Annotated in this window: 10 protein-coding genes; 7 read left to right on the top strand and 3 right to left on the bottom strand. The window is 39.9% G+C overall.

The features are described from left to right. Nucleotides 1–52 precede the first annotated feature (52 nt). Entirely contained in the window at nucleotides 53–2,980 is a 2,928-nt protein-coding gene (locus BLU33_RS11255; RefSeq protein WP_091372500.1) for a triple tyrosine motif-containing protein, read from the top strand. Nucleotides 2,981–3,026: 46 nt separating this feature from the next. Here BLU33_RS11255 and BLU33_RS11260 read toward each other — a convergent pair whose 3' ends face one another. Both BLU33_RS11260 and BLU33_RS11265 read right to left on the bottom strand, forming a co-directional pair. Next, the gene (locus BLU33_RS11260; protein ID WP_091372503.1) at nucleotides 3,027–4,178 is read right to left on the bottom strand and encodes a redoxin family protein; all 1,152 of its coding nucleotides are present in this window, start codon (nucleotides 4,176–4,178) and stop codon (nucleotides 3,027–3,029) included. Nucleotides 4,179–4,190: 12 nt separating this feature from the next. After that, nucleotides 4,191–6,023 carry a glycoside hydrolase family 9 protein gene (locus BLU33_RS11265; protein ID WP_091372506.1) on the bottom strand — a complete coding sequence of 611 codons (1,833 nt, stop codon included), beginning with the start codon at nucleotides 6,021–6,023 and terminating at the stop codon, nucleotides 4,191–4,193. Between the two features lie 440 nt (nucleotides 6,024–6,463). Between BLU33_RS11265 and BLU33_RS11270 the strand changes: the two genes are divergently transcribed. Genes BLU33_RS11270 through BLU33_RS11295 form a run of 6 tightly spaced genes read left to right on the top strand, consistent with a single transcriptional unit; the run spans nucleotide 6,464 to nucleotide 11,752 of the window. Then, a complete protein-coding gene (locus BLU33_RS11270) occupies nucleotides 6,464–6,898 on the top strand; it encodes a PTS sugar transporter subunit IIA (protein ID WP_091372509.1) in 435 nt (144 codons plus the stop codon). Then, nucleotides 6,891–7,361 (top strand): PTS sugar transporter subunit IIB, encoded by a 471-nt coding sequence (locus BLU33_RS11275; RefSeq protein ID WP_091372511.1) that lies wholly within the window; start codon nucleotides 6,891–6,893, stop codon nucleotides 7,359–7,361. Before BLU33_RS11270 ends, BLU33_RS11275 begins: the two co-directional genes overlap by 8 nt. 58 nt (nucleotides 7,362–7,419) lie before the next feature. After that, on the top strand, nucleotides 7,420–9,003 hold the full coding sequence (locus BLU33_RS11280) for a PTS system mannose/fructose/sorbose family transporter subunit IID (protein ID WP_157682121.1): 1,584 nt from the start codon (nucleotides 7,420–7,422) through the stop codon (nucleotides 9,001–9,003). Between the two features lie 3 nt (nucleotides 9,004–9,006). Then, nucleotides 9,007–10,719 carry a phosphoenolpyruvate--protein phosphotransferase gene (gene ptsP / locus BLU33_RS11285; protein ID WP_091372515.1) on the top strand — a complete coding sequence of 571 codons (1,713 nt, stop codon included), beginning with the start codon at nucleotides 9,007–9,009 and terminating at the stop codon, nucleotides 10,717–10,719. Next, nucleotides 10,719–10,985, top strand: coding sequence for an HPr family phosphocarrier protein (locus tag BLU33_RS11290; RefSeq protein WP_091372518.1), 267 nt, complete (start codon nucleotides 10,719–10,721; stop codon nucleotides 10,983–10,985). The genes ptsP and BLU33_RS11290 overlap by 1 nt, the downstream gene beginning before the upstream one ends. A gap of 8 nt (nucleotides 10,986–10,993) precedes the next feature. Beyond that, nucleotides 10,994–11,752 carry a 6-phosphogluconolactonase gene (locus tag BLU33_RS11295; RefSeq protein ID WP_091372519.1) on the top strand — a complete coding sequence of 253 codons (759 nt, stop codon included), beginning with the start codon at nucleotides 10,994–10,996 and terminating at the stop codon, nucleotides 11,750–11,752. Between the two features lie 76 nt (nucleotides 11,753–11,828). Here the strand turns inward: BLU33_RS11295 and BLU33_RS11300 are convergent, their stop codons facing one another. Further along, nucleotides 11,829–13,457: a SusD/RagB family nutrient-binding outer membrane lipoprotein gene (locus BLU33_RS11300; protein WP_091372522.1), complete on the bottom strand. Its 1,629-nt coding sequence runs from the start codon at nucleotides 13,455–13,457 to the stop codon at nucleotides 11,829–11,831. Between the last annotated feature and the right edge of the window lie 5 nt (nucleotides 13,458–13,462).

Below are 13,462 nucleotides of genomic sequence, written 5' to 3' on the forward strand. Positions count from 1 at the left end.
TTTAAAATACTCTATATTGACATTTAATTTACTATCACGATCAGTTTTTATAATGAACAGAGCCATTTTTTTTATTGCCATATATTTATTTTCCGTAAGCCCAGCATTTGCTCAAACCACTATAGGTTTGCCTGCGATCAGGAATTATAAAAGCAATGATTACAATGCAGCCACACAGATCTACGATGCAAAACAGGACAAAGCAGGCATACTATACTTTGCCAATGATGATGGATTATTAACTTTCGACGGTAATTATTGGAAAGTGTACCCAATGCCTAACCACACCTCCATAAAATCAATAGCGATTGATGCGAGTGGCAAAATTTATGCTGGCGGGCAGGATGAGGTGGGCTACTTCTACCCTAACCAGTACGGAGTTTTAAAATTTCATTCTATAAAAAAATTATTACCACTACAAGCAAAACAGTTTGCCGATATATGGGATATAATAATTGATGGCGATCATGTTTTCTTCCGTACTATTGAAGCTATTTTTCAATATAAAAACAATCATATTACTGTATTTGACGCGCCCGATGGCTGGAAATATTTAACAAAGGTAAATCAGTCTGTATTTGCATTTGATAAGGAAACCGGGCTATCAATATTTAAAAAAAATAATTGGGAAACACAGATTGCAAAGCCTGCTCTAAAAGGAATGCGCATAACAGGTATCTGTAATTACAGTAACGATACACTGCTGGTTACCAGCCAGAAACAGGGGCTTTATTTATTGCATGGGCAAACCCTCACCAAAAAGACTACTCAGATAGATGCCATTATTGCTAATGACCTGGTAAATTGTGTTCAAAGAATAGATTCGAATAAATATGCTATTGGTACAGTGGCAAACGGGCTTTTAATAATTAATGCAAAAGGACAACTGATCCAAAAGCTATCAAATACAGAAGGCCTGCAAAACTCAAATGTATACCGAATTTTGGCCGACCATGATAAAAACATTTGGCTCGGGCTCGAAAACGGTGTATCATTTATAAATTCTAATACATCGGTAAAAAGTATATACCCGGTTAAAGGCAATCAAACTGTTAGTTCGGCCATAAAAATATTTGATAAAAAGCTGTTTATCGGTACATCTAACGGATTGTATAATATTCCATTAAATAATGTGGCCAGCGATATAAGCAACAGTAACGGCACATTTAACGAAGTCGCCAATACTAAAGGCCAGGTATGGAGCCTGAATGAGATAGATCATAAGCTTCTTTTAGGCCATCAAGATGGGGCTTTTATTGTTAAGGATAACAAAGCCGTTCCCTTAATGACACATCAGGGCGTATGGTCTTTCCAGGCCTACCCTGCTGCACATGATATTATTGCAGGTACTTATACCGGGCTTGAACTCCTTAACAAAACAACAGATGGAAGTTTTACAGATGGCGGCAAACTGGAGGGTGTATATGAGTCGTTAAATAATGTTACGATTGATAATCATGGCAATGTATGGGCATCACATCCTTATAGAGGAGTTTTTAAAATACAGCTTTCTGCGGATGGGAAAACGATCATCCATCACAAAAACTATACACTAGATAATGGCTTACCATCAACCCAAAACAACCATGTTTACTTTATCAAAAACAAGGTATTAGTAGCAACTGAAAAAGGGCTATATGAATACAATGCCGCTACCGACAGATTTGTCGTATCAACCTTTTTCTCCCCTGTTTTTAAAAATACTGCTGTTGAATATCTTACTGCTGATAATACCGGCAATATTTGGTTTGTGAATGATCAGCGGGTTGGGGTAATTGATTTCAGTAAGAGAACTGCTCAACAGCCATATACCGTCATTTATTTTCCGGAGCTAACAGCACAAACCGTAAAGGGGCTTGAATTTATTTATCCATACAATAATCAGAACATTTTCATTGGTTCAAACGATGGGGTTTTCCATTTAAATTATAGCAAATACACACAGTCAGCAATGCCGTTAAAGGTGATGCTGAGCACTGTAAAAGCTATTGCTGATAAAGACAGCCTTATTTTTGGTGGGTACTTTTTTAATGAGAATAATGCAGCATCAGACCAAAACCTTAAACAGGTGATCAGCCTGCCTAACCAGTGGAACTCTTTCCATTTTGAGTATTCATCAAGCTTGTATGCGCAAAAAAGTAATGTTGAATTTAAATATAAGTTGAAAGGCTTTGACCAGGCATGGTCGGCATGGTCGGTTAAAACGGAAAAAGATTATACCAATTTGCCTTATGGCATTTATACATTTTCAGTAATTGCACGCAACAACCTGGGTAATGAATCGCAGCCGGTTAATTATACCTTCATTATAACCCCCGCATGGTATCAAACCGCATGGATCTACTTGTTTTACGTGGTTTTGGCTGTTATTTTGATCCGCATATTTACCCTATGGCAACGGAGAAGATTTGCCATACAACAAAGGAAACATGAAGAGGAACAGGCACGATTAAGTTATTTGCATGGCCTTGAACTCGATAGAAATGAAAAAGAGATCATCGCACTAAAAAACCAGAATTTAGAGGCTGAACTACAATTTAAAAACAAAGAATTGGCAACCATCACCATGCACCTTGTTGAGCGCGGGGGGATTTTAATCAACTTTAAACAGGCATTGCTTAGCTTAGTTAAAAAAACAAAAATACCGGATGCCGAATATGAATTCAGAAGTGTATTTAAATTATTGAACGAGATAGAAAAGAATGCTGACGACTGGAATCATTTCGCCATTTATTTTGACCAGGTACACAACAACTTCCTCACTATCATCAAAGCAAAGTTCCCTGATCTTAGCTCAACCGATTTAAAGTTATGCGCTTATTTAAGATTAAACCTTAGTTCAAAAGAAATCGCACAGCTAATGAATATCTCGCTCAAGGGAGTTGAGATCAGTCGGTACCGTATCCGTAAAAAGCTGAACCTCGCAACAGAAATTAACCTGTATGATTTTTTAATTGAGGCAGTAAAAAACCCGCTGTAATTAATTACAGCAGGTTAATCAAACTAAATTCAAACATAAAAAATACCTATTTATATATCCTTCCCATTAAAGGATCATTAAAGATTACCTTTCTTAATTCTTCCGGATCAATAGCACCCTGGTGGGCATATACAATTTTACCATCGGGATCAACTAACATAGTATAAGGCAGCGCTCCATCCCATTTAGGGTCAACTGCATCAATCATTTTGTATTTATCGTCACCAGTATAGATATAATTAGGGCCGGATGCTTGCTTACTTACCAAAAATTTAAGCGCCTTATCCGTTCTTGAGGGATCATCGGCACTGATACTTACAAATTCCAATCCCCGGTCGCGATAGGTATGATTAAGCGTAACCAGATCAGCAAACTCAGCTACGCATGGCCCGCACCAGGTAGCCCAAACGTTTATCAGTCTTAACTTATCGGTATGATTTTTTACAATTTCAGCTATGCCGCTGGCGCTGATAGTATCCAATTTCACAGGTTCCTTGGCCCATTGAATGGTTGCTTTTTGTATCCAGTCACTTTTATCTTTCCATTTTATGGAGCAGCCAAAGGTTTTAGTAACCGCAACAGGTACTTCCTTCCCGCTCAATATCGCATCAATTGCATTGCGTGCGTCCAGACTATGCGGTGTTTTGGCAGGATTCTCCATGTCATCTATCCGGCCGTTATAGCGTAGCTTCCTGTCCTTATCAAAAATAAAAACATGTGGAGTTGATACCGGGCCATATTTGTCCGAAGTTATCTCTGTATCTCCATCATACAAATAAGGAAAATTAAAACCTGCATCTTTTGCACGTACTTTCATATCATCAAATGAATCACCCACATCACTATAGCCCAACTCATCCAAACGCAACCCGTTGGGATTGTTAGGGTTGATAGCAACCAGAGCTACGCTTTTAGGAGCATAATCGCTGGTTAATTTTATGATGCGTTGCTCATAAGCCTGCGAGGTTGGGCAATGATTGCACATAAACACCACCACCAATACTTTGGCATTTTTAAACGAGTTAAGCATGTACGTTTTACCATCAATGCCCGGCAGACTAAAATCCGGAGCACTGGCGCCAATTTCTAACGTTTTATGATCATATTGATGAGCGGCATCCTGTGCGGATGCAACATTTACTGTTACTGACAGTAAGGTTGCAACCAATACCAATCCTATTCTTTTGTAATTCTTCATCTGTCTATATTTTTATTGGTTTGCTACCGCGAATAAATACCATGCGGTGTGTGGCAGCCATTGCTCGGCCCAGCGCCAGTCGTAATCCTTACCTGTTGTAGTATATGGGATATTAAAATCAATGTCATGCTCATCATTTAAGCCAGATGTTATGCCATTAACAATACCACCCGGCGCATTGGTATACTGAAACGTGCCAAAGAAACCATAAACAGGGTTATTATGACCTGTACCCTGCAGCATACTGGCATCAAAAGGATTAAGCCCTAAAATCCAGTTCAACTGGTCAAGCGCGAAGCTTTGCAGTTTATCCTGGTAAGCTTTATCATCGGTAAAAATGCCCGCAGCCATACGTGCGGCGGCCGCCATAGAAGCTAAGCGTGCATCCTCGCCCTGCCACCATGGCGATGCATCGCTGCCATGCGGAAAGAAGAACGCGCTATGACGGTTGCCCGATGTATCCTGCACCAATTGCCTGCTGTAACCAAATGGGTTGTTAACTTCATGAGTTATAGTCAATTCAAAATTCATTGATTGTTTTACGGCTTTTTTAATCTGTGCCTGCATATCTGGCGAAGCATATGGATAAAAACTTAGCAAGCTTACAATCGGCATACCGGCATCAGCCGGATGAAAGAACGGACGGTCAGCGTTATCGGCACGCCAGTAATTTTTATAGTTATTCCAGCTTGATAAGCGGTTAATTAAGCTATTTGCACGTTTTTCGGCAACTGCTTTATAAACATCTTTATGGGTTACTTTATAAAGTTCGGTAGCGGCGCTTAAAGCACAATAATCATCCAATATGTTTTCCTTGCCATCGTAATCCATCAGTTTATTATCTTTCTCCAAAAACGCGAATGCCCTTTCAGCAGCATTTAAATAATCAGCATTAGTAAAATCGCCTGATGTTGGGTACGCAGATGCCATAGCCAAAGCAGCAATAGCTATTCCCCCGCCTGAGCGATAACTAGATTGATAACTGCGCCAATTTGCACTGGCGGCATTCTTATTAAATACAGCATCCTTGGTTTGTTTAATTCTATAACTGCCCTCATTAGCTTGGATTACCCTATCTTGTGGCAATTTGCCGGGACCCGGCCCTGCTACTGAACGATAAAAAGAGCCATCTTTCGCCTGTATCCGTACCAAATAATCAGCGCCATACATAGCCTCATCCAGTATGCGCCTGTCGATCTGTTTAAAATCAGTCCCGGGGCGTTCAGATAAAAGCGCATAGGTTTTAAACAAGCTCCAGGCCGTTAATGAAACCTGTTGCGGATTAAAGTAATTAGAGAATGATAAATGTGAAAGGTGCTTACCATAATCACCGGTAGCATCGTACCAGCCGCCGTGCGCATCAACGGTATCAGTGGTCTTTCCGGCCAATAATAAATGATGATCGGCCTTATCCATCAAACCTGAGCTTCTTTGCCCTTTAAAGTAATATACCACGTTTGATATGGTCGACTGCTCCAGTACATTTTTGCCTATTATAAAGGGATAAGAGGAAACAGTACCATCGGGCAAACTGATCTGCAATTTATAGATGCCGTCAGTATTATAATCGGTAAAATCTATAGTCCAGAACTGCCAGTTCTTCCATTTATCAACCGGGCCGCTAAATATGGGTTTACCCGTATAAACAACTTTATCTGTACCGGCATCAACAATACTAAAACTGGTAACATTAAGCTGATGATCGCTTACAATAACCGCATGCTTGGCTTTGTTATCCTCGTAGCCAACATGATTGGTCACAATTTTTACCGATTGCGCCTGAATAAACAGTGGGATGTTGAGCAATACATAAAGCAGCCATTTTTTTGTTTTTAGTATAGTCATAAGATCTGGTATAGTTTAAAGGTGAATAATTGGTATATTTTATCCTGCGCAAATAATGCCTTTGCACAAATCTAATTTATTGAAATTATTGAACAGATTTTCATGCCCCTACATAAGCACTACGTTACAGTATTGTATCCCATTAGTTACAGTTTAAACTAAGACTTTAAAAATGCCATTAACCAGTAAAATCGTTATCGGGTAAAAGTATTTTAATAAGAAAACCGATTTAATGAGTTGGATTTCCTGATAATATCACCTGTTGTAATTACAGTAGTGCTTATGTAGGGGGCTAAAAATAGCATATCACTTAACTTTTAAGGATAATTGTATCCTGTAAATAACGCATTAAAATCACAGGTATATAAGCTGTTTTATTAGTAGCCAGGATGTATATTTAAATAATGATATTGTAAACCAGTAAATACAGCTAAAAGTTAATGGAACAACCTAAAAAGCGGAAATACCTGATCGCGACACATGGCACATTTTCTACGGGTGTAAAGTCGTCTTTAAATATGATAATAGGTGATACGGAAAACCTGTACATTATAGAGGCATATGTAGACGATAAAGTAAACATCGAAGATCAGATCAAACTAGTATTGGACGAGATCAGCAATGAAGATGAATTGATCATTTTTTCCGATATTATGGGAGGAAGTGTAACCAATCAATTATTACAGCAGGTACTAAAGTCAAATGCGCATATAGTATCCGGCTTTAATTTACCATTGCTTATTGAGATAATGCTTGCTGATGCCGAAACGCCAATAGCTGAAGTGATAGATGATGCCATTATAAATGCGAAGGAGCAAATGGTGTATGTAAACAAATTAATAAACTCAAATAACGGAGAGGATCAGGATGATTAAGTTGACCAGGATTGACGATAGATTATTACATGGACAGGTCGCCTTTACATGGACACCCGCTTTAAGCGCAGACTGCCTTATTATAGCTAACGATAAAGTAGCGAAGGATGAATTTTTAAAGATGACATTAAACCTGGCCAAACCAGCCGGGACAAAGCTTTTAATAAAATCATTAAAAGATGCTGCCGGTTTTTTAAATGATGATAAGAATAAGAAACTGAATATATTACTGATCATTAACAGTGTTACAGATGCCTATACATTAGCTGTTGATGTGCCTGAAATAAGATCAATAAACTTTGGCGGTTTGCGCTCAAAAGAAGGTTCTAAACTTATATCAAAGGCAATTGCAATTACTGATGACGATATACCCGTTATTAAGGAACTTGTAAATAAGGGGATCGAACTTGAAATAAGACAGGTACCAACGGATAGTAAACAACTGGTTGAAAGCCTTATCTGATCAACATTAAATGCATAAATTAATATCACCTTTTTCAACCTTAAAATACCTTATATAAGTGTCAGTATCATTTATTCTTATTGCGCTGATCGCCATGTTCGGTCACTCTGAAGATTTCCTTGGCACTACCCTGCTAAGCCGCCCACTTGTGCTCGGCCCTTTGGTTGGCCTGGTGCTAGGTGATTTAAACCAGGGAATCATCATAGGCGCTACGCTTGAACTGATATTTATGGGTAATATTAAGGTTGGCGCTGCTATCCCTCCGGATGTTATTACCGGTGGTGTGTTGGGTACAGCATTCGCTATTATCTCAGGCAAAGGACCGGCCATCGCGCTTGCCATTGCCATACCCGTATCTATATTAGCTGAAATGATGATCAGCGCCCTGTTTGTATTGAGGGCCATGCTCAACAAAAAGTTCAACCAATATGCCGAAGAAGGTAATTACAAAAAGATACAATGGCTGCATATTCTATCGGGATTGATAAGGCCGTTGTTAATGGGCTTTATTGTACTGCTTGCGCTTCAATTAGGCGCTAATGCCATGCGTTCGTTTTTGGATATGATACCTGCCTGGGTACAATCCGGATTACAGGTTGCAGGTAATATGCTGCCTGCATTGGGCTTTGCGCTTTTAATGAACCTGATGTTCAATAAAAAAGTGGCACCCTATTTCTTTCTTGGCTTTATACTGGCCAGCTATTTAAAACTACCTATAATAGCCATTGGCGGCATCGGGGTAATTATTGCGCTCATTATAACGCAATACATGCCTGTAAATACAAATGATGACGATGACAACAATGAAACGCAAGAACCTGATGGTGCGCCTGCTGTAATTCACAGACTTACTAATAGGGATATCCGAAATATATTTTTCCGTTCACTGGCGCTGGAGGCTAACTTTAACTTTGAAACCTGGCAAAATACAGGTTTTGCTTTCTCTATCATCCCGGCGTTAAAAAGGATTTATACCGATAAAAAGCAAATGGCAGAAGCACTGAAAAGGCATTTGCAATTGTTTAATACCAGCCCATACGGCTCAACCCTTGTATTGGGCATTACAGCCGCTATGGAAGAGCAAAATAGCCGCGATACAGATTTTGACGCGGAATCGATAAGCTCGGTTAAACTGGGGCTAATGGGTCCGTTGGCAGGCATATTTGACTCGTTGTTTTGGGGTACGTTTAAGGTAATAGCTGCTGGTGTGGGTACCTCACTCGCCCTAAAGGGGAATATAATGGGGCCGGTAATTTTTATATTGATATTTAATATCCCGCACCTGTTACTCAGGTATAATCTCACGTTTATAGGTTATAATGCGGGTACCAAATTTTTGAGCAACCTGGCTAAAAGTAATGTGATGGATAAATTAACTACCGGGGCATCTATATTAGGGCTAATGGTGGTTGGCGCTATGCCTGCAACGTTAATGAACATCACTACACCTATAACCATTGGCTCATCAAAATCAGCTATAACTATACAGGGTATATTGGACCAGATAATACCCGCCATAATACCGTTAGGACTAACTTTCCTGGTGTATTATTTTGTAAAAAAGGGTGCTAAAACCGCTTACTTATTGCTGGGCTTGCTGGTATTAGGCTTTGTTGGCAGTATGATACATTTATTTGCTTAAACCATGAAAGGGATCGGCGTTTCTCCGGGTATTGCAATTGGCAGGGCTTATGTTATAAAGAATAGCAAAGCCGAAACAACAGGCGTTTTATTGAAGGATGAAGCGAATATATCAGCTAATATAAACCAATTTGATGATGCTGTTAGTCTTGCCATTAATGAAATTGGCCTCATAAAGCAAAATCCCGACTTAACGCTTCACGAAGAAGATATCGCCATCTTAGATACCCAAATTGAATTTATATCCGACCCACAATTGCGTAATGACGTAATTGAAAAGATCGATACCGAGAAAAAAAATGTAAGCGATGCATTAATAGAAGCTATCGCTAATATGGTAAAACTCTTTCGGGAGATGAATGATGAATACATGCAGGCGAGATCTGCTGATATACAGGATATTGGCAATCGCATATTAAAGCATCTCATCAGATCAAATTCAGTATTTACACAAGCCTTTGAACCCGGCACCATTATTATTGCCGAGGACATCGCGCCATCTGATACCATTACTATGAATACCCGGAATGTGGCCGGCTTTGCAACGCAGATGGGTAGTAAAACCTCGCATACGGCTATCATTGCCAAAGCAAAAGGGATACCTGCAGTGGTTGGTTGCGGTGATGATTTGAGAGCGATTAAGGATAATGATATAGTTGTTTTGGACGGGACAACCGGCCTGGTATTTATCAATCCTAAACATCAATTAATCGACGAATATACCTGCAAAAGAGATATTTACATATCACAATCAGACAAACTCAAGCAGCTAAAGGAAGTGAAATCTGCTACTACCGATGGTGCTGAAATAAAGCTGCTCGCTAATATTTCAAGCGCAGATGACCTGGAAGCAGTTTTTGATAATGGCGGCGAAGGCGTGGGCCTGCTACGTACCGAGCTGCTTTTCATGGACCGTAACTCTTTCCCTACAGAAGATGAGCAGTTTGAGTTTTACAAAAAGGTAGCTTTACAATCAAAATGCAAATCGATAATTGTAAGGACCATTGATATTGGTGGTGATAAGCAGCTACCCTATTTTGGCTTGCCTGCCGAACAAAACCCATTTTTAGGTTATAGGGCCATACGCATTTGCTTAGATAGGACAGACCTCTTTATTACCCAATTAAAAGCCATTTTAAGAGCAAGTATATTTGGTGATCTAAAGATCATGCTGCCAATGATCTCTAACGTACAGGAAGTTAGGCAAGCAAAAACTATTATCGCGCAAGCAAAACAGGAATTGTTGCAAGCCAACACCCCATTTAACGCGGCTATTGAAGTTGGTATAATGATAGAGATCCCATCAGCTGCTATAACGGCCGACATTTTGGCTAAGGAAGTGGATTTTTTCAGTATCGGCACAAATGACCTGTGCCAATATACACTGGCTGTTGACAGGATGAATGAAAAGATATCATACCTGTATGATCCATTTACCCCCGGCGTATTGCGGTTAATAAATTATGTGATCCAGCAGGCACATCAACATCAAATACATGTTGCTATGTGCGGTGAAATGGCATCAGATCCATTAGCTACCTTATTATTAATCGGCATGGGCTTAACTGAGTTTTCAATGAGCGCAACGGCTATTCCTGCAATAAAAAATATCATCATCAATAACGACACAATTAAAGCAAGAGATATTTACAACAAAGTAATGGCTATGGATAGTTCAGATAGCATTACTCAATTTTTACAGGAAAACACCATTTAATGATTACAAGGGAATACATAATTACATCGGCACAAGGCATACACGCCCGGCCGGCAACTACATTAATCAAGCTGACTAAAAGTTATAAATCTACTATCAGCATAAAAAAGAATAACAAAATAGTTCGCCTTAACAGTATATTGAATATCCTGTCCATGGCGATAAAAGGTGGCGAAACTATTTCTATTTTGATCGAAGGTGATGATGAAATTATAGCAGTCGACGCACTCGATCATTTTTTTAATGAAGAATTAAAAGCTTTATAATACTTACAATGAAAATAACTATAACCAAAAGCGAACTCGAGTTTGATATAACCGCGGCATGGCGAATTATTGCCCAAATGCTGGAAAAACGCAATTCAGTAATAGGCTTGTCGACCGGGCAAACCACTATTGGCATGCACCGTGTGGTATCTGAAATCTATAAACAATATCCGTTTGATATAGCTGATATCACGCTTTTTAATGTTGATGAGCTTACCAACCTATCGAGGGAATATGCAGGCAGTTGCTACACCATGATCCTGAACCAGATAGCCGGGCCATTAGGTATCCCGGAGGAAAATTTCATTATGCCTCCCACCCTTTCTGATGATTTTGAAGCAGAGTCATTATTATTCGAAAAACGCCTGGCCGAACGCGGCGGCGCCGATCTGCAAATGCTGGGCATAGGCAGTAATGGTCACATAGGCATAAACCAGCCTGGTACGCCGTTTGAAAGTGAAACATGGGTATCACCGATGGATCCTGACTTTGAAGCCCGTGTACGCAGGGAAACGCAGGTACCACCCGAAACAGTTTTAGGTGGACTAACCCGTGGTGTAAAAAACATAATGCATACCCGCAAACTGATATTAATTGCCAAAGGCGCTCATAAAGCTGATATCATCGAACAAGCCATACTTGGCCCGGTAACAACAGATATCCCCGCATCAGTAGTGCAGCTGCACCCAAATTGTGAGATCCTGCTTGATGCAGATGCAGGCTCAAAAATTGCAGAGTACGCTAAGAAACGCAACTATAACTTTTAATAGCAACTTTAATAACAACAAAGAAGCCGTTTCATTTATCATGAAACGGCTTTCTTTTTGGATAATGTTTCGGTTATTAAAAATTACCTTTATTTACATCCCACCATAAACGTGTACCTCCATTATCCGGGCCGCCTAAAAGGGCTACGCCGGCTTTTACAGCAGGACCGTTTGTTGAATATTCACTTATTGGATAAGATAAGCGCCTCACCTGTATCTGGGTACTGATAGCACCACCACTTTGGTTATTAACAACCGGGAATATCTTTGGATATCCTGTACGGCGAAACTCAGTCCATGCTTCCTGCCCCTCAGGAAACATGGCCAGCCATTTCTGGGTAATGATACGCTCCAGCTTTACTTCATTTGTTGCTGATGGATCCCACTTGACCGTGATAGTTGAAAGCGCAGCCATATTATCAGCTGCATTTTGCGGGTCAACATAATCTGTTTGCTTGCTTGTACCATCAGCAATATACGCCGCAACACCGCTGGTAACACCATATTGTGCCATTGAGCTGTTTATACCGGCTTCATAATTTGTTTGTACATCACCTGCACCTGTCCAGCCCCTCAGGGCTGCTTCCGCCTTCAAAAAATACACCTCAGCGGCAGTCATAACAGTTTCCTTTGAGGTCACTAAAAAGGTGGTATTATAATTATATACCGAGAAACCTGAATAAAGCGGTTTTGAGTGTACGTTCGTGCCTAAACGGATACCAATGTACTGGCCCGCGTATTTAGCCGGAAGCGGACCCTGTGTAATATCAACCGGGGTAAAATAAACCGGCAAACGCGGATCTTTAAGCCCTACCATGTAAGTACCAATAGAGGCATTCATAGAGTTATCAGTATAACTTGCTGTAATTTGCCAATAATCATTCTGCCCTGCTACTGCAATTGCAGCGTTATCCGAAGGATCTGATAGTAAGCCACCAGGTGCAGCCATGGCTATTTCTGCTTGTTTTTGTGCAGTTGCAGGGTCAACCTTTACCAGATGCATCGCTAAACGTAACCTCAATGAGTTAGCAAACTTTAGCCATTTGGTATAATCGCCGCCATATACAACATCAGAATTTACAAATGGCGTTGCGCTGGGGTTTGCTGTTATAAAAGCATTTAAGCTTGATGCAGCAGTATCTAATTGCGCAAACATTTGCTGATAGATGCTTTGCTGCGTATCATAAGGCGTTGTGGTTAATGATTTACCTATTGCGCTATAAGGTACAGGGCCAAACTTATCCGTTATCCTATCCATCGCTTCAACCTGTACAATTAATGCAATAGCCCAAAAATCTGGCTGAGTAGTTTTTACACCAGTTGCCGCCAGCTTGTTTTTTATAGGGCCGAGCAAGTTTGTATAGATGCTATTAAAGGCTTCCTGATTCCAGTTATCTACAAAAACATAATTCATGTTATTTAATGTGGTACCAAAAAACTGCGGAGGGCATGAATATCCTGCATAAATATCAGCATTCAAATTCTGTCCTACCTGGTAGCCGTCATCAGCAGAATACATGATCTCCTGCTCAAATGGTATAAAAACTGAGGCTATCTGCACATCTTTATTAGGTATGCCTGTAGGGTCTGTATTGTATTTTTGAAAGTTCTTTGTACAATTAGTCAATCCCAATACTATTGTACACAGCGCAGCTAAATAATAGCTACTCTTTTTATGTCTTATTGATCTATATATCGTTTCCATTATTG

The organism is Mucilaginibacter mallensis (assembly GCF_900105165.1).
In the GTDB taxonomy this organism is placed as follows: domain Bacteria; phylum Bacteroidota; class Bacteroidia; order Sphingobacteriales; family Sphingobacteriaceae; genus Mucilaginibacter; species Mucilaginibacter mallensis.

Excerpts from the sequence above, each read along its gene's own strand:
- BLU33_RS11255 (WP_091372500.1), top strand. The coding sequence starts at position 53 with ATGAACAGAGCCATTTTTTTTATTGCCATATATTTATTTTCCGTAAGC.
- BLU33_RS11260 (WP_091372503.1), bottom strand. The coding sequence starts at position 4,178 with ATGAAGAATTACAAAAGAATAGGATTGGTATTGGTTGCAACCTTACTG.
- BLU33_RS11265 (WP_091372506.1), bottom strand. The coding sequence starts at position 6,023 with ATGACTATACTAAAAACAAAAAAATGGCTGCTTTATGTATTGCTCAAC.
- BLU33_RS11270 (WP_091372509.1), top strand. The coding sequence starts at position 6,464 with ATGGAACAACCTAAAAAGCGGAAATACCTGATCGCGACACATGGCACA.
- BLU33_RS11275 (WP_091372511.1), top strand. The coding sequence starts at position 6,891 with ATGATTAAGTTGACCAGGATTGACGATAGATTATTACATGGACAGGTC.
- ptsP (WP_091372515.1), top strand. The coding sequence starts at position 9,007 with ATGAAAGGGATCGGCGTTTCTCCGGGTATTGCAATTGGCAGGGCTTAT.
- BLU33_RS11290 (WP_091372518.1), top strand. The coding sequence starts at position 10,719 with ATGATTACAAGGGAATACATAATTACATCGGCACAAGGCATACACGCC.
- BLU33_RS11295 (WP_091372519.1), top strand. The coding sequence starts at position 10,994 with ATGAAAATAACTATAACCAAAAGCGAACTCGAGTTTGATATAACCGCG.
- BLU33_RS11300 (WP_091372522.1), bottom strand. The coding sequence starts at position 13,457 with ATGGAAACGATATATAGATCAATAAGACATAAAAAGAGTAGCTATTAT.